Here is an 18,522-nt window from a genome sequence, read left to right as displayed (position 1 = left end):
CCTACCGTGAGTGTTTATTTAAAATGTTTTTTAAAACCCTGCCAACAGTCTTGGTAGTCTTCTTGGATGAAGCCTTTGCCAAGAGCAAAGTCAGTGACCATGTAAGGAGTGCGAGACTCAAACATGAAGGCCATGGTGTTTTGAATCTTGTGTGGTTTTAAATCATCATGACTGGCTTTTTCAAAAGTCTCGCTGTCGGGACCGTGGGCCGAGAAGATGTTGTGAAGACTTCCTCCGCCGGGAACAAAACCGCCGGCAGTCTTAGCATCATACTCTCCATAAATCAGTCCCATGTATTCGCTCATGAAGTTGCGATGAAAATAGGGAGGACGGAACGTATTTTCTGCCACCATCCAACGGGGTGGGAAAATAGCAAAGTCGACATTGGCAATTCCCGGAGTATCACTTCCAGAAGTCAGAACTGTGAAGATCGAAGGATCTGGATGATCATAGCTGACGGTGTTGATGGCGTTGAACTTACGAAGGTCGTATTTGAAAGGAACATAAGTTCCATGCCAAGCCACGACATCCAGAGGAGAGTTCGCCATCTCCGCACTCCATAGTTCGCCGTTGAATTTTCCGATCAGCTCATAAGAACCTTCTTTGTCTTCGAAGGCAGCCACCGGAGACAAGAAGTGGCGACGGTGAGCCAGGCCATTGGCACCGATCGGGCCTAACTCTGGTAAACGGAAGGGGCTGCCGAAGTTTTCTCCGACATAACCCGCGCAAGGACCTGAGGTCAGAGGGTTTACTTGAAACTTCATTCCGCGGGGAACGACGACGATTTCGCCGGGCTCGACTTCAAGAACTCCCAGTTCGGTTTTAATTTGCAAAGATCCTTTTTGCGGGACTATCAGGAAATCACCATCCGCGTTCATCATGAACTTGTTGTCCATTCCTTGATTGAAGGAATAAAGATGCACATGCAGTCCGCGTTGCTCTTGACTGGGGCCGGTGCCGCAGACAGTGCGAAGACCTTCGAGGAAGTGGCCGGTCATATCAGGGAGAGAATTCCAGCGCATTTGATTGGGATTAAAATGCTGAGGTTTATAGAAGGTTTTTTGGGTCAGCTCTTTAAGAGGCTGAAAGGCCTTGTGCACAACAGAAGGACGAATGCGATACAACCAGGTAAAAAGATTGACGTGACGAGGAGCTGTGAAGGCCGTGCCACTGAGTTGTTCCGCATAAAGCCCCAGAGGAGCAATTTGGGGAGAGTTTTGATCTGCGGGAAGCGCGCCAGGGCGAGCTTCAGACGAAAAATGATTTCCTAAGCCTGATAGATATTGTGTTTTCATGTCCTCCAGCTAATCAGCTAGAGGCTTTGAAAGTCAACCCGAAGTATAAAAGTCCCCTCTGAAACGGTTCTTGTCTGCGTCAGGGAGGAAGCTGTTTTCGAAGGCCACCTGATTGCAGCGCTGGAAATCGGCAAAACCAAAACCATGCACGCGATGAAGGACTTCGTAGTCATCGCTCAGTGTCGTTGCAAAGATGCCAGGATCGTCAGAGTTGATTGTGACTAAAACACCGGCATTGATGAGTTGTCGAATGGGATGCTCTTCGTAAGTTTGAAAACTTTGCGTCAGGTAATTGCTGATCGGGCAGACCTCGAGGGGGATTTTGTGGTCGCGCACGAAATGAAGGATGGAGGTGTTGCGAACGATTTGAATTCCGTGGCCGATGCGTTCAGCGCCTAAAATTTCAATGCTATCCTTCACCCATTGAGCGGATTCCGGTTGGGGAATTTCTCCAGAGTGGACCGTGATGTGCAGTCCCGCTTTTTTTGCTTTTTGAAAAAGAGGTGCGAACACTTTGGGATCAAAACCGACTTCATTGTCAGCAAGATCTAAAGCGATGAAGCTGCCTTTATGGTCAATGGCAAAATCAACGACATGCTCGGCGATGGCATAGGACTTCGTTCTTTGCACGATACAAATTAGTCCGACGGCCAAGGGATATCTTTTTTTGGCCATCTCGATCCCTTTGTGAAGAGAGTTGTGAATTTTTTCGAAAGTGAGGTTGGGATGTCCCTCCGAGATAAAAGTGGGGGCGTAACGAAGTTCCAAAAGACGGATGCCATCATTGTATGCGTCTTCACAGGCTTCAAAGGCGACGCGGGTTAAAATCTCTTCACTGGCTAAGACTTTTTGGGCATTGAGGAACTTGTTCAAAACAGATCCCAGATCATTCATGGGTTCAGTAATCAAGAACTGATGCTTTTGTTCACTGGAGGTGACGGCCAAGGGGATCCCGACCTGAGGGGCAAGTTCAGTGAGGGTGCTCCAACGCACTGAGCAGTCCAGATGTCGATGCAATTCGACCTTCAAAATGTCACGAATGTTATGTGAATAGAGATTTTCCATTTAACGCTCCCGGTAAGCTTTCCAGTTCGCTTTACCCCTTTGCTCTTCCAGAGTAAAACTTATCCTATGACAGAACCCATCCAAATCACAACAAAACTCGCTGGCAATCCTTCTCAGGAGCCTCAATTTAAAACCTTCGTCAAAAGTAAAGAGGGTCGACAGATTCCCGTCGCAGATCCTAAAGCCACGCGCGCTTTGGTTTCTTTGATGGATATGAACGCCGTTCTTGGGGGCGCGGCCTCTCACTATGGCGGCCCTGCGGCTTTGGCTGAATTAATGTCAGCTCTTCATGGTCATGTCTTTGATGTGGCGGCTCAAGAAAAGAAACAGTGGCATGATCTCTTCCACCTCATCAACGATGCGGGCCACTGCGAAAATGGTTTGTATGCTTTGAAGGCCAACTATCAGATGGCGGGTCTCACGATCGAGAGCCTGAAGAAGTTCCGCTCGATTGAATCCGGCCTGACTGGGCATGGTGAAGTTCACTGTTTCCCAGCGGGAGTGTTTATTTCCAATGGTCCTTTGGGCTCCGCGTTTCCGCAGACTCAAGGCGTGGCGATGGGTGAAGCTCTTTCGGGTCGTCAGCGTGTGACGATCACGACGATTTCTGATGGTGCGTGTATGGAAGGCGAGGCGAAAGAGGCTTTCGCGGCCATTCCGGGATTGGCGCAAAAAGGGATGATGGGTCCCTACGTTCTGCTCGTCAGCGACAACAACACGAAACTTTCAGGACGAATCGATCAAGAGTCTTTCTCTATGACTCCGACTTTCAATTCGTTGAAAGATTTAGGCTGGAATGTCATTTCATTGCCTGAAGGAAACAATTTGCAGAAGTGTTACGACGCGATTGTTACAGCCATTGAGCAAGCCAAAGCCAATCCGAAAGTGCCAGTGGTTATTCATGCAAAAACAATCAAGGGGATCGGCACCAAGAAAACAGCCGAGTCCGCTTCCGGTGGACACGGGTTCCCGTTGAAGAGCCCTTCAGAGTTGCCGGCATTTTTAGGTGAGATTTACGGAGGAGAAACTCTTCCGGCAGTCTATGGTACGTGGATCGAAGAATTGGTGAAGTGGGAAACAGAACTTAAAGCAAACGCAGTGAAGGACACTGGCGAAAAAATTCAGACAGGTGTTTCTGCGGCGATGGTGCGTGCGCGCAAAGCGGGACTTCCTGTTTTGAGTGTCACCTCCGATCTTCCGGGGTCGACTGGGGTTGCGGGATTCCGCAAAGAGTTTCCGCAAGATTCGTTTGATGTGGGTATTGCTGAAAGTAACATGGTTTCTACGGCGGCCGGCCTCTCAAAATTAGGATACATTCCTGTTGTGGATACTTTCGCGCAGTTTGGTGTTACCAAAGGAGCTTTGCCTTTGACGATGGGGGCGCTTTCTGAAGCTCCAGTGATTGCCATCTTCTCGCACACGGGATTTCAGGATGCTGCGGATGGAGCTTCTCATCAGGCGTTAAGTTATATGGCTATGGTTTCCTCCATTCCTCATGTCGATGTTTACTCTTTGTCTTGCAGTGAAGAGGCGGATGCTTTGGTGTTTGCGGCGATTGAGAACTTTGCCAAAGACCGCAAAGCAGGGAAGGTGCCGAACTCTTCGATCTTCTTCCTGGGACGTGAAAATTTCCCGAAGACGTACGTCAACGGGGCATCTTATGATTTGAAGAAAGCCCAAATTCTGGCTGATACCACGGCTGGAAAAGCAAAAGCCGTAACGGTCGCAACGACGGGATCCTTGGTTCCGCAGGCGTTGCTGGCCGCAAAAGAGCTGGAAGCCCAAGGAGTCGGTGCGATTGTTGTCAATTGCGCTTGTGTGAATCATGTGGACACGGCGACCTTGAAAGCGGTTCTTGAAAAAACTCAAGGACTGTTGGTGACTGTCGAAGACCATCAGATTCTTGGCGGTTTTGGTCAGATGCTGACTCATGCTCTTTTGCAGTCGCAGGTGTCTTTCAAAGTAAAAAGCTTAGGGGTCCATGGTGAATTCGGGCAAAGTGCATATACCGCGCAAGACCTCTATCGCAAACATGAGATTGACGCCTTGGCCATTGTTAAAAATGCCACCTTGTTTTTCCACAATTAGTAAATAGTTGAGGAGTAGGCTAAAAAGAGGGAGTTTTTGAACGGGAGGGAACACTGGGACATCGTAGAGCGACGAAGATTTTTCTGATAGTGGCGCTGATGTTTCCAGGGGGACTCTCCTGGGCCAAAGAGGTTCTCTCATTCGAGGATTGTGTAAGGCTTTTGCGTCAGAATAACGCAGAGCTATTATCCGCCGAAGAAAACTATAAATCACTTCAAAGTCAGGTCAGGAGTTACTACAGCTCTTACCTTCCCCAAATCTCGGCAAATCTTGGTTATCAAAAAGGTGAAACGACAGCGACTGATACCGAAGGGTACACGGCGTCTTTGAGTGCGACTCAAAATATTTTTAATGGTTTTGCCGATAGTGCGAAGATTTCAGAGGCCGAGGGGAAGTTGAAGGTGGCGGAAGCCAATCTTAAAGCTGTCAAAGCCAAGTTGAGCTATGATTTGAAATCCGCATTTGTGGGTACGCTCTATGCTCAAGACTCCATAAAACTTTCCAAAAGTATCCTCCAGCGAAGAACTGAGAATCTGAATATGGTGGAGCTGCGTTTTCAGAGCGGTCGAGAGAATAAAGGCTCCTTGTTGCTGTCTCGCGCGAACTTAAAGCAGGCGCAGTTGGACTCGCTTAAGGCGGAACATGCTCTTGATAACTCCCGCAGCGCCCTCATTCGTGTCTTGGGACTCAATCCCGAAGATCAGATGGAGGTGAGTGGTTCCTTCCCGCAGAGTCTTCCTCCGAAGGAGCTTCCTTCATTCGTTGATCTAGTTGAGAAGACGCCTGAGAAGCTTCAGGCGCAAGGGCAAATCCAGACCGCAGCGGGAGTGTTGCAGGAATCGACCTCGGGCTTTTTGCCGACCCTCAATGTGTCGGGTGCCGTTGGCAAAAGGGGAGTTGGTTTTTTTCCTGAAGAGGATACGTGGAATGTCGGTGCCAGCTTGAGCTGGTCGTTATTTTCAGGAGGTAGGGACTACTTTTCTCGCAAAAGTGCGTTTTCGCAGAAACTTGTTGCCGAAAATAATTGGCGTAACTCGAGACTCGACATGATTGCGCAATTGAAACTGAGCTATCTTGGATTTGTAGAAGCTGTGGAAGAGTTAAAGGTCAGCGATTCTTTCGTTGAGGCCGGCACTGTGCGTGCCGAGATCGGGCGAAGTAAGTATAACAACGGTCTTTTGACATTCGATGATTGGGACCGAATAGAAAACGATCTTATTACTTATCAGAAGAATCAGATTTTGAAAAAAAGAGATCGGGCTGTCGCAGAGGCGGGTTGGGAGAAGACCCAAGGGACGGGAGTTTTAGAATGAAAAAGAACTTTTTAAAAAAGAGTTCCTTGCTTGTGACTCTGGGACTTTTGTTGGTCTTTGGGGGTGTTTATTGGTGGTGGCAACAACGAAACACCAAGGTCGAAACCTATCACGAGGTTCCGGTTGTGATCGGGGACTTGGATGTGAGCATTCAGGCCACCGGAACTGTGCAGCCAAAAAACAGATTGGAAATCAAAGCGCCGGTCGCCGGTCGAATTGAACAGATTTTGGTGGAAGAGGGGCAGAAGATCACCAAAGGGCAGATCCTGGCATGGATGAGTTCTACTGAAAGAGCCGCGATGTTGGATGCCGCCCGTTCCCAGGGACCGGAAGAGTATAAAAAGTGGTCGGAGCTCTACCTGGCAACGCCGGTCATGGCCCCTATCTCCGGAACATTGATCCTTAGAAACGTCGAACCGGGCCAGACCTTCACGACAGCGGATGCGATCTTCGTGCTTTCAGACCGCTTGACCGTGAAAGCTCAGGTTGATGAAACCGACATCGCTCAGATTAAGCTCAAACAAGATGCTCAGATTATTTTGGATGCTTATCCCGAGAAGATGATTCCCGCCATTGTCGATCAGATCGCCTTCGACGCGACGACGGTCAGTAACGTAACAACTTATATTGTTGATGTTGTTCCCAAACAAACTCCGGAGTTTTTCAGAAGCGGAATGACTGCGAATGTCACCTTCTATGTTTCCTCAAAAAAAGGGGTCTTGCTTGTTCCCAGTGAGGCCCTCAAGGTGAGTGAAGGTAAAACAATGGTTTTGTTAAAAGCCTCCGCAGGGCAAAAAGGGGGTTTGCGGAACATTCGTGTAGGGAGCTCGGATGGTCACAGAACAGAGGTTCTGGAGGGGCTTCAAGAGGGAGATGTGGTTTTAAGCACCGAATTTAAAGGTGTTGAAAAGTCATCAGAAACTCGCAATCCTTTTGCCCCCACCATGCCGTCTCGCCGAGGCACACGCCGATGATTGAAATCAAGAACATCCGAAAATCTTACCAGATGGGCGAGACAACGGTGCATGTTCTTAACGGAATCAGCTTGCAGATTGAGCGTGGTGATTTTGTCGCCATCATGGGACCTTCTGGTTCAGGAAAGTCCACCTTGATACATATTTTGGGACTTTTGGATATTCCCACGGAAGGGTCCTATCTTTTAAACGGTCGCGAGGTTTCGACGTTAAGTGAAGATGAGCTGGCGGTGATTCGTCGTGAAGAAATCGGCTTTATCTTTCAGCAGTTCAATTTGCTTTCGCGGATTGAGGCCTGGAAAAATGTTTCCTTACCGCTCCTGTACAGTGCTGATGGATACAATCTTGAACGGGGACGAGAACTTCTGACGCGAGTGGGACTTGCCGATCGTATTGATCATAAGTCCAATGAGTTATCCGGGGGACAGCAGCAACGGGTCGCTATCGCTCGATCTTTGGTGAACAATCCGGCCATTGTTTTTGCTGATGAACCTACCGGAAATTTAGATTCTAAAAGCGAAAAAGAAATTATTGAGATTCTGCATCGGCTCAACGATCAGGGAATCACGGTCATCATTGTCACCCATGAAGACTCCATTGCCCAGCAGGCGAAAAGACTGATCCGTCTTCGCGACGGGGTGGTGCAGTCCGACGAACGACAGAGGCCGTTGGAACAAAAGAATTTTCCGCTTGGACCTGGCAAGCCGGCAAGACCTCCCAAGTTGCCGTGGAAAGAAATTATTGAGCATCTTCATCAGGGGTTTCAAACTTTAGCAGCCAATAAGGTTCGTTCCAGCCTTTCGATGTTAGGAATTTTGATTGGTGTCGCCGCTGTGGTCGGGATGTTGGCCCTTGGTGCCGGAGCACAAAAATCTATCGAAAAGCAACTGTCTTCCCTGGGATCGAATCTTCTTGTTCTGCGGGCCGGAAATGTTCGAGTGGGCGGAGTCGTGACTCAGGAAAGTTCCCGCATTCGTCTTTCCATGGAAGACGTCATGGCAGTTAAAAACCAAGTTGTCGGGATTCGCGATGTTTCACCTTCGTCGACGGGACGGGCCCAAGTGACTTACTTGGATAAGAACTGGAACACGACGATCCTAGGGGTGACACCTTCCTTTGCCAAGATTCGGGCCAGCGAGCCGATCTATGGACGTTTCTTTTCTGATGATGAAAATCGTAAACGAGCTTTGGTGGCAGTTGTCGGCATAACAGTCGTGCGGGAACTCTTTGGCAATAAGTCGCCGATTGGAGAAATGATCAAAATCAACAAAGTCAATTTTCGGGTGGTTGGTGTTCTGCCAGAGAAGGGCACAGCCGGTCCTCAGGATCAGGATGACCGGATTGTCGTCCCCGTGTCGACTGCGATGTATCGTCTTTTTGGAAGAAACTACGTTGACTCGGTGGACGTTGAGGTTGCTCGGGCCGAGGATATTCCTGCGGTTCAGGATTCCATTCTTGAGGTGATGAACGGAAGATACCGAGTGCCGTTGTCGGCCCAAGGCGACGCGTTTCAAATATTCAATATGGCGGATATTCAGAAGGCGGTTGATGCCAGCAGCAAGACAATGGCGCTGTTGTTGTCATCAATTGCGGCAATTTCTTTAGTCGTCGGTGGTATTGGTATCATGAATATCATGCTGGTCTCGGTCACAGAGAGAACCAAGGAGATTGGTTTGCGTAAAGCCATAGGCGCTCGTCGCCGAGATATTCTCATGCAGTTTTTGGCGGAATCTATTGTGGTCAGTGTGTGCGGCGGAGTTTTGGGGATTTTGTTCGGCGTTGGGTTTTCTGTTCTGATGGCGAAGCTTCTGGGGTGGACCGTGGTCATCTCCTCAGCATCTGTTTTGATTTCCTTTGGATTCTCCGCTTTGGTGGGGATCGTTTTTGGCAGTTATCCCGCGCAGAAGGCCTCCAAACTTCATCCGATTGAAGCTCTCAGGTACGAGTAGATAAAAGTAAAAAGCCCATGGCAGAAGCCACAGGCTTTTTTTGATTATCGAATTTTCAATCGACTTATGCCGCTTTGGCTTCCTCATGATGAGAGAAGTGCGCAATTTGACCCATCTGATCTGCAGAGAAAGCAGAGACGATATCAACAAGGATCACAACTTTATTGTCGACCTTACCCATGCCGCGGACGAAAGACATCGCGTTTTCATTACCCAACACAGGTGATGGTTCGATTTGTGCTTCTTGAAGATCTACAACTTCTTTCACTGAGTCTACGATCATGCCCACCTGACCAATTTCAGTGTCGATCACGATAATGCACGTGTCACGTGTTGTATCCTGAGGCTGCATTCCAAACTTAATGCGTAGATTTACTACAGGAATGATTTTACCGCGAAGGTTCATCACGCCTTTTACATAGTCTGGTGTGCGGGGCACAGGAGTGATTTCACCGAACTGATTGATTTCGCGGACGGTCTCGATGGCGACGCCGTACTGTTCAGCCATGAGTTGAAACGTGAGATACTGACCTGGTTTTGCTTTAATTAGATCGCTCATTTTAATTCGCCTTTCGCAGTCTTATAATCACTAACAAGGGACTTTTCGAGAAAAACGGTTCAGGACTTAAGGAAATTCTCGACCCCATCAAAAAAATAGTTTTCTCACATATCCGTTGTTCTGGATTGAGACAATGGTCCTGTCTTATTTTAACTAACTCAAACCCGGACGGAATTTGATCTCATTCTGGACCATTGACGTAAATAGAATTGTGCAGGGGTCTCCGATAATTTCATGTGATTTTCGGAAGATAATGGACATGGAGCATACATGAGTGACGACAATTCGTTTTTTGAGGAACTGCAGACGGACTTTTTGAATGAGTCTGCGTTTATGTTGGAACAGTACGAAGAATATATGATGAAGCTGGAAAACAGCCAAGATCCAGCGAAGGATTTGACGGATATTTTCCGAGTCGCTCACTCAGTAAAAGGGGGCGCGGCGGCGGTAGGTCTGACAGATCTTTCTAAATTCGCCCATGTGATGGAAGACCTCTTGGATCTTTTGCGTTCTCAGCCTTCTTTGGTGAACTCAAATGTTATTTCTCTATTGCTCCAATCAGGTGACGAACTTAAAAATCGAGTGACCTTTTTACAGCAAGGGAACAAGGGCGGTTGGGATACGACGGCTCTGAAGACCCAATTAATTCAAATCACAGAGGAGCTTTCAGGTAAGCGCTCTAAGCACAGTCAGGCGGACGCCCCAGCACCCGTTGCGGCGGAGGAAGTTAAAGAACAAGCCCCTGATGACTTCTTCTCTCAGACGACGCCGGTGGCTGAAGCGGCCTCTGCGGACGATAATACAAATCATGAATTACTTGCAGAGCTTTTAGCGCAACTGTCTCCAGAAGATCAGGCCGAGTTCTTTGCGAAAGAGGCCGAATCTAAGAAAGTTGAAGAAGTGGCGGCGGCTCCTGTCATGGCGCCAGTAGATGTTCCACCTGCTCCCGCAGCTGTGGAAAAACCGGCTCCAACTTTAAAAGTGGTTCCATCGGCCCCTCAGGCACAAGCCTCGGGTGGTGGTGCAGGTTCAAATAATTCAAGTGGTAATAAGACCAATGCGGCGAAAGCGGCCAACAGCACTATTAAAGTGGATACAGGCCGTGTTGATTCCGTTCTGGATGCGGTGGGAGAGCTGGTCGTTCTAAAGAATCAGCTTGTGCATGATGAAACGGTCCGAAGTGGTGTGAATCTTCGTTTGGAAGCGATCGTGGATCAGTTGGATAAAGCGGTTCGTGAGCTGTATGAAAAAACCCTGAGTATCCGCATGACGCCTCTGAAATCTATGTTCATCAAGATTCAGCGTATCGTTCGCGATGTGTCTATCAGTCTGGATAAACCTGTGGATTTGCAGTTGATCGGTGAAGAAACCGAAGTTGAAAGAACAGTCTTTGAGCTTTTGGGTGATCCTCTCGTGCACTTGGTTCGTAACTCGATGGACCACGGCGTAGAGAAAAAGGAAGTTCGTTTGCAAAAAGGCAAACCTGCGACTGCGAAAGTCACTGTGTCAGCAAAACAATCGGGCGGAAACGTAACGATCGACATCACCGATGACGGTGGCGGTATCAACCGTGAAAAGGTTTTGAATAAAGCGATCGAAAGAGGCTTTGTTCCTGCGGGCGTAGACCCTGCGACGATTCCTGATGAGCAGGTCTTCCAATATATCTTCCAACCTGGATTTTCAACGGCCGACAAGATCTCTGATCTTTCGGGTCGTGGTGTGGGCTTGGATGTGGTGAAGTCCAACTTGGATAAGATCAATGGAAAAATTAATATTTACTCGAAGGCGGGACAAGGTTCGACCTTCCGTCTGACGATCCCTCTGAGCACGGCCATCACCGATGGTATTATTGTCGCTTTGGATGGAGCTCGTTATATTCTTCCTATTCATTCGATTCGAGAAATCGTGCGGGTTCTTCCAAAGGATTACACGAATGTTTCTGGAGCGGGAAAAGTGGCAAGTATCCGCGGGCATCTATTGCCGGTGATTGATGTGTCCAAGACCTTGGGATCTATCAATTGGACTTTGAACAAACGTGATGAACAACTGACTCAAAGAAGAGACAAATCACTGAGTGCTCGTCGTGAAGAAACGATGTTGGTGATTATTGAATCTATGACGGGTCAGATGGCCTTCCCCGTGGATGATGTTTTAGGACAGGCGCAAGTGGTTGTGAAACCAATTACAACAGGTCAGGACATCCCAGAAGTGGCAGGGGCCGCGATTCTTGGTGACGGTCGCACGGTGCTGATTCTTGAGCCCGGAGCGCTTGTGAATAATGTAGTTAAAGGTCGGGAGATGGCGGCATGACGGCAGTAAAAAAAGTCGAAGTCATTGGGTCTCTGAATGATTTTGAAGAGATCAAGTTATCAGATAAGTTGTTTAGCAAGTTTGCTGAACTTATGTATAATCTGGCGGGCGTGGATTTGCCACTGACGCCTAAGAATCATGCGTTGATTCGAAACCGCATTGTCAAACTTTTGCGAAGACACTCATTGAAGTCTTATGAAGAGTATTGGGATATCCTGGAAAAAGGATCACCAGAGACGGTGTCGGAGTTTATTTCAGCCCTGACGACGAATATGACTTCTTTTTATCGTGAGTCGAATCATTTTGATTTCCTTTTAAGCGTGTTACCAGACATGGGAAAAAAAATTGGTTCTGAGTTGCGTCTTTGGTGTGCGGCGGCGAGCACAGGGCAAGAGCCCTATACGATTGCCATGACAGCTTGTGAAGCTCTTGGCGAAAGTCCTTCCTCGAAGGTGCGAATTCTTGCAACAGATATCGATATGCAGGTTTTAAAGAAAGCCTCTGTCGGGACTTATGAAGAAAGAGAAATGCAGGGATTGCCACCGGCACAACGCCAGAAGTATTTTGAAAAAGTGAAGTCGGATGGTGAAGAATATTGGCGTGCCAAAGATCGAATTCACGACATGATTCGTTTTGCGCCATTCAACTTAATGAATCCGAAGTATGAGTTTCAGCATAAGTTCCATGTGATTTTTTGCCGAAACGTTTTAATTTATTTTGACGAACCAACGACAAAGAGAGTGATTGAGAATCTGGTGACTTGTTTGGCACCGGGTGGGTACCTAATTCTGGGCCATTCGGAATCTGGGAATGTGAAGCATCCTGATCTTAAACCGCTGTCTAGAGCAGTTTACCAAAAGATTTAAGGAATTGAGGCTCGACTATGGCACAAAAAATTCGTGTTCTCATCGTGGATGACTCGGCAGTAATTCGTAAGCTGCTTGAAAAGATTTTTAGCTCCAGCCCAGATATGGAAGTGGTGGGGACGGCTTCAGATCCGTACATTGCCCGAGATAAACTCGTGGCATTAAAGCCTGATGTCATGACCTTGGATGTGGAGATGCCGCGCATGGATGGCATCAGCTTCTTAGAGAAAGTCATGCAGCATTTTCCGACTCGAACCATCATCTTTTCAAGTTTGGCGAAGACCGGGTCAGAAACATATCTTCGTGCTTTGGAGGCCGGGGCCATCGAGATTATGGAAAAGCCCTCTATTGACGTCAGTCAGGGTTTGGAGTCCTTGTCACAAACCATCTTGGAAAAAGTCCGAGTGGTGGCAAAAGCCAGAATCAATCCCATTAAAAAAGTGGTGTCCCCTTCGGGGCCCGTTGCGAAATCAACTCCAACATCGTTGGCTCGAACAACGCATCAATTGATTGCGGTGGCGTCGTCAACGGGTGGGACAGAGGCTTTGAAGGTATTCTTGAGTGGTATGCCAGCAGACATTCCTGGGACATTGGTGGTTCAGCACATGCCTCCCGGGTTCACGAAATCTTTTGCGGATAATCTCAATAATATGTTCCCCTTTGAGGTGAAGGAAGCCGTAGACGGAGATCAGGTTGTGCCGGGTCGAGTGTTGATTGCTCCTGGCAACTATCACATGGAGATCACACGCAGTGGTGCGTTCTATTACGTGAAACTTCATCAGGGGCCTGCGTTGCACAGTGTGCGTCCCGCCGCCGATTATCTGATGAAGTCCGTGGCAAAGTTTGTGGGTAAAAATGCCTTGGGTGTTGTCTTAACCGGTATGGGTAAAGACGGTGCAGAAGGCCTTCTTGAAATGAAGAATGCCGGTGCTTACACCGTGGCTCAGAATGAAGAAACTTGCGTTGTTTACGGAATGCCCGCAGCGGCGGTTGCGTTAGGTGCGGCCGATAAGGTTCTTCCTTTGGATAAAATTGCCGGGGATTTATTGCATCAGGTTCAGGCTCGTAACGCAGCTTAAAATCCGTTCATAATGATTATTCTTCACCCACATCTTTATGGTGTGGGTGACTTTCTTTGGATCCTTCGTTAGGATCATTCTATGAAAAAATTGTTATCTGTACTTCTTGTTCTCTCTTTCTTTGCTACAAGTTGCCAAACTACGTCGTCTCGATATGAAGTGATCCATACAGCCAATGAGCGATCGGATCATGCCAGTGCGGAGGCGGTGGGAACACAGTATGTGGTTTCGACCCAAGGACGTTTTGCAACGAAAGCTGCTGAAAAAATGTTTTCTTTGGGAGGAAATATTATCGACGCCACCGTGGCGGCTTCGTTCGCAGTGTCGGTAGAGCGTCCTCAATCCACGGGACTTGGGGGCGGGGGCTTCATGCTTTATCATGAAGCTCAAAGTGGGAAGACCTATGCCATTGACTTTCGTGAACGGGCTCCCCTGGCTGCGACCAAGAATATGTATGTGGGAAAAGACGGTGTCGCTAGTCCGCAGCGCTCTCAAAATGGAGCCCTTGCGGTGGCTGTTCCCGGTTTGGTGGCGGGACTTCTTGACGTCCATAGAAAGTTCGGACGTCTTCCGTTGGAAAAGGTTCTACAGCCGGCCATTGAATTGGCTGAAACAGGATTTCCCATCTATGAAGAATTTCATCGAGCTCTGGACTTTCGCGCAAACGAACTCAAAAAAGATCCAGCAGCCAAATCCATTTTCTTAAATGCCCAGGGGCAAGTACCCCCGATAGGGACTCTTCTGGTTCAAAAAGATTTGGCAAAGACATTGCGCTTGATTGCACAAAAAGGGAAAGACGGCTTCTATTCCGGTTCTGTGGGAAATTCGCTTGTGCGCTATTCACAAAGCAATGGAGGTCTTTTAACTCAAAAAGATTTAAAAACCTACGAGGTGAAATGGCGTGAGCCTCTTCTGGGGCAATTTCACGGCTACCAAGTTTACTCAATGCCTCCGCCAAGCTCTGGGGGTGTTCATGTAATACAGTTTCTGAATTTTTTAGAAAATGATCATCTTTTGCAGGAAGGAATCCTCTCAAAGAAGTCGATCCATCTTGCCGCATCGGCTCTGCAATCCTCTTTTGCTGATCGGGCGACCTATCTTGGGGACCCTGATTTTGTTTCTGTACCGGTGAAGGGGCTGATCTCGCCCGAATACATTCATGCGCGAAGAAACGAAGTGAGTTTACAGCGAGCGCGCAAGGCCGGGGAGGTCAAGGCCGGGAATCCTCTTCCCCATGAGTCGACCGAGACGACTCATCTTTCGCTGATGGATGCTCAAGGCAATGCAGTGAGTACGACTCAGACGATCAATGGTTGGATGGGGGCGGCGGTGGTCGCGCCAGGAACCGGCGTGGTGCTGAATAATGAGATGGATGATTTTTCAGCGCAAGAGGGAAGTGCCAATCTTTTTGGGGCGATCGGCGGGAAGGCCAATGCCATTGCGCCAAAGAAAACCCCTTTAAGCAGCATGTCCCCGACTCTTCTACTGAAAGAGGGAAAGCCTATCATGGCCGTGGGAGCCCCTGGAGGGACACGCATTATCAGTTGCGTGGCTCAGACGATTTTGAATTATGTTGAGTTTAAGATGCCCTTGTATGATGCCGTCGCGTCGGTTCGCTACCATCATCAGTGGCAGCCCGATGTTCTTTATATCGATCCACCCGGGCCACGCCCGGAGGTTCTTCAAGAGCTGAAGGCACTGGGGTACGATGTGCGCCTTGAACCTATTCCTTGCAATGTGATGGCTGTCACTCGCGAGGGGGCGACACTTCGCGGAGTGGCAGATCCTCGCGACATCGGAACGAGTGTGGGAAAGTAAAAACCCGTCACTAACCGGTGAGGGCTTTATTTGCTTTTTTCAGTCTTTGTGACAGTGTTTTAACAAGGGCCTTCGCCCACGAAGGGCGGGCAAAGATGACGTTGTCTAAAGAGCCATTGGGAATTGCAATCAACTCCACTTCTGTAATGGCCTCGACGGTCGCAGAGCGGGGTTCATGATTGAAGTGCCCCATTTCTCCGACAAATTCTCCGGGCATGATTTCACCCAGCATAACTTTGTCTCCATCGGGACCTTCAGAGTATGCACGCAGACTGCCTTTTTTTACGATATAGGCCATTTCCGTGTGATCGCCTTCTTTGAAAAGAACATCACCGGGGTTGAGCTGTTTTAGTTCGTACTGAGGCTGTGATTCGTTTTTCTTGGGTGAAACGATTTTAGAAACGCAGTCGACAACAGCCTGTTCGCGATCGGGCTCTGTGAGAAATTGCACGCGCCCTGACGCAACTTCCGCAGCGAAGAGGTCGTGGTCGGCGACGTAAGACATGATGATGATAGAGATGTCATCGTTGCTTTTTTCCTTGAGAATCTTTGAGACGATTTCAAAGCCAGATCCTTTGGGCAGATACTCATCGATCAAAATTGCTTTAGGGTGAACGTTGTCGAGTTTGTATTTGGTCTCAAACCACTCGGCTCCGTGAAAGATCGTGCAATTTGGAAAATTTCTCGTGAGCACATCGGTGCAACGTTGAACGCGAGTTTTATCTCCGCTGACAATTAAAAATGTATTCTTCTTCTCCAGCCCCATCGTTAAAACCTTCCATAATTAAACTGATTCTTGTTAAGAACCAGTCAATGGTGACATATGAGACTATTATCTTATGGGGATCTGGGAATCACAAGGTGGAGGGTTTATATCGAATTTGAGTGTTCTAAATTGAGATATCCTCGCGGATTCAATTAATGCCGCGTCTCTTCCGAACTCTTCACCGGCATTCCGTCACGGTATTTTTCTACTTGTTGCACCCAGTACTGCATTTCGGCGCCTGAAAGAGAATAATCCATGTGAGCAAGTTTCAACGCCAAGCCAAAGGCTTCATTGTGAATGAAGGCCATTTGACGACGCTCTCCTTTGCGTGAGTAACTTTCAATTCGATGCAGTCCTTGCATGATGTGCAGGGCTTTAAAAAACACGGCGGTTTCCTGTTTGAAAATTCCAACTTCTTCACGCATGAAATAAGCCAGTCGAGAATCATTCATCAACTCGTCATGATTCCAAGGATCTTCCCCGTACTGGGCTTTTAAGAACGCCATCATGAATCCAGCAAAAAGTTCAGTGGAATCTTGTTTGTCGATTCCCGCCAAATTAATGCGCGCCAGATGGATTTCAAAAATCTCCATCTTAGCCGGATCCATGAAAACGGAATGAAGACCAGGAAAGATTTGTTCTAAGATGTGCAAATCAAAAAGTTCCATGAACGCCAGGTGCGGCTCTTTCAATCGCAAAAACTTCAGCCACTCTTCGCGACGACGGGGCAGAACGGACTTTTTAAGTTCTCCACTGCACTCAGCAATCGCGGCACGCATGGATGATTCGATGGAAAAATGCAATTTATGAGACAAGCGGATCGCACGCAAAATACGGATGGGATCTTCGATCAATCGCTCTTTGGGATCCCCGATCATTCTTAACACGCGATTTTCGATATCCTGAATGCCGCCACAGTGATCAATGAGTTTATGCTTCACCGGATCATAAAAAACGGCATTGGCTGTAAAGTCGCGGCGTTGGGCATCTTCTTCGACCGTGCCGAAGTAGTTATCTCCATCGACAGCCTCGTCCCCTAAGGTGTTGAGTTCGTCTTGAGTGACATTACGACGGAATGTGGCGACCTCAAACTGTTGGTCGCCACGTTTGACCAAAACCAGCTTAAAACGACGGCCGATGACATAAGCGTTGGGAACTTTTTTGCGAACTTGGTTGGGTAACGCATTGGTGGCGATGTCGAAGTCTTTGGGGTGGATTCCCACAAGCAAATCGCGCACGCAGCCCCCGACGAGGTAGGTTTCAAATCCGGCCTCTTGAAGGTTACGGACAATTCTTAATGCATAGGAGTCGATCCAGTCCTCATGGAGCTGGGGCTTTTGTTGAGATCTCATTGAGGCTGAATCTACATCCCTTGGCCTCAAAATTCAAATTGGAATAAAAAAAACTCTGAAGAACAGACCTTGACCTTAAGTCCTTGAAATAATTGAGGGAGCCTAAAATTTATCCCGCACTTTAAACATGACGAACCTCTGGCTGAGGAGTATATAGCCCTCATGTCGTATCTTAACAATTTCTACCATCACTTCTACGGCCCCGAGAATGGGCGCAAATGGGTGTTTTTGCATGGTCTCATGGGCTATGGGCAAAACTGGCGCCGAATCATCACGGGCCTTGAGTCTACAGAACGTTGTTTGGCTTATGATCAGCGAGGCCATGGGCGATCGTTTAAGCCCGAGGCCGGTTATGCCCCTGAAGACTATGCAAATGATCTTCGACGTATCGTGGACGAGTTGGGTTGGGAGAAGTTTATCTTAGTGGGGCACTCTATGGGGGGGCGAAATGTTATGAATTTTGCCACGCGCTTCCCCGAAAGACTGAGTCATCTGGTGGTTGAAGACATTGGTCCCGAGTCCAGCCCTCAAGCCCACGAGTACTATGAGTATTTGCTGAATCTTGTGCCAACGCCCTTTGCCTCCCGAACCGAGGCTCGACGGTACTTCTTTGAGGACTTCGTGAAAGCCGCGAAGACCCGGGAAGATGTGATGGTCATGGCGAACTATTTTTATGCAAATGTGGAGGAAAAACCCAACGGAACGGTGGACTGGAAGTTCTCCAAGCGAGCGATCATTGAGTCCGTTCGTCAGGGGCGGAGTGATGACCGCTGGTCTGAGGTGCAAGGGCTGCGGGTCCCGACCTTGTTGATTCGGGGTGGGAACTCGACCGAGCTAAGCCATGAAAGTTACACTAAAATGTTGGCCAGCAATTCTATGATTAAGGGCGTCGAAATTCCTGAGGCGGGCCATTGGGTCCATTCAGATCAACCTCAGGCTTTTATCGAGGCTTTAAAACTGTTTGTAGGCGGCTTTTAAGCCCCCTCTTTGACATTTAGCTCCCTGGTCAGTACCTTGGAGCTTCAGACCGGAGTAGTGAAAGTTGAAATTTTCAGAGTTAAATTTAGAGTCTAGTTTATTAGCAGCAA

14 protein-coding genes are annotated in these 18,522 nt (G+C 48.3%); 9 read left to right on the top strand and 5 right to left on the bottom strand.

Annotated features, from left to right (window positions below):
- Nucleotides 1-14 precede the first annotated feature (14 nt).
- Both hmgA and add read right to left on the bottom strand, forming a co-directional pair.
- A complete protein-coding gene (gene hmgA / locus ACM64D_RS15705; protein ID WP_415064182.1) occupies nucleotides 15-1,295 on the bottom strand; it encodes a homogentisate 1,2-dioxygenase in 1,281 nt (426 codons plus the stop codon).
- Between the two features lie 33 nt (nucleotides 1,296-1,328).
- Nucleotides 1,329-2,360, bottom strand: coding sequence for an adenosine deaminase (gene add / locus ACM64D_RS15700; protein WP_415064181.1), 1,032 nt, complete (start codon nucleotides 2,358-2,360; stop codon nucleotides 1,329-1,331).
- A gap of 66 nt (nucleotides 2,361-2,426) precedes the next feature.
- Between add and ACM64D_RS15695 the strand changes: the two genes are divergently transcribed.
- The 4 genes from ACM64D_RS15695 to ACM64D_RS15680 all read left to right on the top strand — a co-directional run bounded on the left by ACM64D_RS15695 (nucleotide 2,427) and on the right by ACM64D_RS15680 (nucleotide 8,684).
- Nucleotides 2,427-4,448 (top strand): transketolase C-terminal domain-containing protein, encoded by a 2,022-nt coding sequence (locus ACM64D_RS15695; RefSeq protein ID WP_415064180.1) that lies wholly within the window; start codon nucleotides 2,427-2,429, stop codon nucleotides 4,446-4,448.
- Nucleotides 4,449-4,546: 98 nt separating this feature from the next.
- Nucleotides 4,547-5,761, top strand: coding sequence for a TolC family protein (locus ACM64D_RS15690; protein ID WP_415064179.1), 1,215 nt, complete (start codon nucleotides 4,547-4,549; stop codon nucleotides 5,759-5,761).
- Nucleotides 5,758-6,735, top strand: coding sequence for an efflux RND transporter periplasmic adaptor subunit (locus tag ACM64D_RS15685; protein WP_415064178.1), 978 nt, complete (start codon nucleotides 5,758-5,760; stop codon nucleotides 6,733-6,735). The genes ACM64D_RS15690 and ACM64D_RS15685 overlap by 4 nt, the downstream gene beginning before the upstream one ends.
- A complete protein-coding gene (locus ACM64D_RS15680) occupies nucleotides 6,732-8,684 on the top strand; it encodes an ABC transporter permease (RefSeq protein ID WP_415064177.1) in 1,953 nt (650 codons plus the stop codon). Before ACM64D_RS15685 ends, ACM64D_RS15680 begins: the two co-directional genes overlap by 4 nt.
- 64 nt (nucleotides 8,685-8,748) lie before the next feature.
- Here the strand turns inward: ACM64D_RS15680 and ACM64D_RS15675 are convergent, their stop codons facing one another.
- Nucleotides 8,749-9,243 (bottom strand): chemotaxis protein CheW, encoded by a 495-nt coding sequence (locus ACM64D_RS15675; RefSeq protein ID WP_415064176.1) that lies wholly within the window; start codon nucleotides 9,241-9,243, stop codon nucleotides 8,749-8,751.
- 270 nt (nucleotides 9,244-9,513) lie between these two features.
- Here ACM64D_RS15675 and ACM64D_RS15670 point away from each other — a divergent pair, with 270 nt between their 5' ends.
- The 4 genes from ACM64D_RS15670 to ggt all read left to right on the top strand — a co-directional run bounded on the left by ACM64D_RS15670 (nucleotide 9,514) and on the right by ggt (nucleotide 15,316).
- Nucleotides 9,514-11,553 (top strand): chemotaxis protein CheW, encoded by a 2,040-nt coding sequence (locus ACM64D_RS15670; protein WP_415064175.1) that lies wholly within the window; start codon nucleotides 9,514-9,516, stop codon nucleotides 11,551-11,553.
- Nucleotides 11,550-12,419, top strand: a complete 870-nt coding sequence (locus ACM64D_RS15665) for a CheR family methyltransferase (protein WP_415064174.1) — start codon at nucleotides 11,550-11,552, stop codon at nucleotides 12,417-12,419. Before ACM64D_RS15670 ends, ACM64D_RS15665 begins: the two co-directional genes overlap by 4 nt.
- Nucleotides 12,420-12,436: 17 nt before the next feature.
- Complete coding sequence (locus ACM64D_RS15660) at nucleotides 12,437-13,498, top strand: protein-glutamate methylesterase/protein-glutamine glutaminase (RefSeq protein ID WP_415064173.1); 1,062 nt, start codon at nucleotides 12,437-12,439, stop codon at nucleotides 13,496-13,498.
- Between the two features lie 81 nt (nucleotides 13,499-13,579).
- The gene (gene ggt, locus ACM64D_RS15655; protein WP_415064172.1) at nucleotides 13,580-15,316 is read left to right on the top strand and encodes a gamma-glutamyltransferase; all 1,737 of its coding nucleotides are present in this window, start codon (nucleotides 13,580-13,582) and stop codon (nucleotides 15,314-15,316) included.
- A 10-nt stretch (nucleotides 15,317-15,326) separates the two neighbouring features.
- Here the strand turns inward: ggt and ACM64D_RS15650 are convergent, their stop codons facing one another.
- Both ACM64D_RS15650 and ACM64D_RS15645 read right to left on the bottom strand, forming a co-directional pair.
- Nucleotides 15,327-16,082 carry a cyclic nucleotide-binding domain-containing protein gene (locus ACM64D_RS15650; protein WP_415064171.1) on the bottom strand — a complete coding sequence of 252 codons (756 nt, stop codon included), beginning with the start codon at nucleotides 16,080-16,082 and terminating at the stop codon, nucleotides 15,327-15,329.
- Nucleotides 16,083-16,234: 152 nt separating this feature from the next.
- Nucleotides 16,235-17,434, bottom strand: coding sequence for a poly(A) polymerase (locus ACM64D_RS15645; protein WP_415064170.1), 1,200 nt, complete (start codon nucleotides 17,432-17,434; stop codon nucleotides 16,235-16,237).
- 162 nt (nucleotides 17,435-17,596) lie between these two features.
- Here ACM64D_RS15645 and ACM64D_RS15640 point away from each other — a divergent pair, with 162 nt between their 5' ends.
- The gene (locus ACM64D_RS15640) at nucleotides 17,597-18,412 is read left to right on the top strand and encodes an alpha/beta fold hydrolase (RefSeq protein WP_415064169.1); all 816 of its coding nucleotides are present in this window, start codon (nucleotides 17,597-17,599) and stop codon (nucleotides 18,410-18,412) included.
- The last annotated feature ends 110 nt before the right edge of the window (nucleotides 18,413-18,522 follow it).

This window comes from Bdellovibrio sp. (genome assembly GCF_047637665.1).
GTDB lineage: Bacteria > Bdellovibrionota > Bdellovibrionia > Bdellovibrionales > Bdellovibrionaceae > Bdellovibrio.
The sequence above is the reverse complement of the archived record's forward strand: the minus strand, read 5'-3'. Positions and strand labels throughout refer to the sequence as shown.

What these genes read in the sequence shown, in the direction of transcription:
- hmgA (WP_415064182.1), bottom strand. Translation starts at nt 1,295, where the DNA reads ATGAAAACACAATATCTATCAGGCTTAGGAAATCATTTTTCGTCTGAA.
- add (WP_415064181.1), bottom strand. Translation starts at nt 2,360, where the DNA reads ATGGAAAATCTCTATTCACATAACATTCGTGACATTTTGAAGGTCGAA.
- ACM64D_RS15695 (WP_415064180.1), top strand. Translation starts at nt 2,427, where the DNA reads ATGACAGAACCCATCCAAATCACAACAAAACTCGCTGGCAATCCTTCT.
- ACM64D_RS15690 (WP_415064179.1), top strand. Translation starts at nt 4,547, where the DNA reads ATGTTTCCAGGGGGACTCTCCTGGGCCAAAGAGGTTCTCTCATTCGAG.
- ACM64D_RS15685 (WP_415064178.1), top strand. Translation starts at nt 5,758, where the DNA reads ATGAAAAAGAACTTTTTAAAAAAGAGTTCCTTGCTTGTGACTCTGGGA.
- ACM64D_RS15680 (WP_415064177.1), top strand. Translation starts at nt 6,732, where the DNA reads ATGATTGAAATCAAGAACATCCGAAAATCTTACCAGATGGGCGAGACA.
- ACM64D_RS15675 (WP_415064176.1), bottom strand. Translation starts at nt 9,243, where the DNA reads ATGAGCGATCTAATTAAAGCAAAACCAGGTCAGTATCTCACGTTTCAA.
- ACM64D_RS15670 (WP_415064175.1), top strand. Translation starts at nt 9,514, where the DNA reads ATGAGTGACGACAATTCGTTTTTTGAGGAACTGCAGACGGACTTTTTG.
- ACM64D_RS15665 (WP_415064174.1), top strand. Translation starts at nt 11,550, where the DNA reads ATGACGGCAGTAAAAAAAGTCGAAGTCATTGGGTCTCTGAATGATTTT.
- ACM64D_RS15660 (WP_415064173.1), top strand. Translation starts at nt 12,437, where the DNA reads ATGGCACAAAAAATTCGTGTTCTCATCGTGGATGACTCGGCAGTAATT.
- ggt (WP_415064172.1), top strand. Translation starts at nt 13,580, where the DNA reads ATGAAAAAATTGTTATCTGTACTTCTTGTTCTCTCTTTCTTTGCTACA.
- ACM64D_RS15650 (WP_415064171.1), bottom strand. Translation starts at nt 16,082, where the DNA reads ATGGGGCTGGAGAAGAAGAATACATTTTTAATTGTCAGCGGAGATAAA.
- ACM64D_RS15645 (WP_415064170.1), bottom strand. Translation starts at nt 17,434, where the DNA reads ATGAGATCTCAACAAAAGCCCCAGCTCCATGAGGACTGGATCGACTCC.
- ACM64D_RS15640 (WP_415064169.1), top strand. Translation starts at nt 17,597, where the DNA reads ATGTCGTATCTTAACAATTTCTACCATCACTTCTACGGCCCCGAGAAT.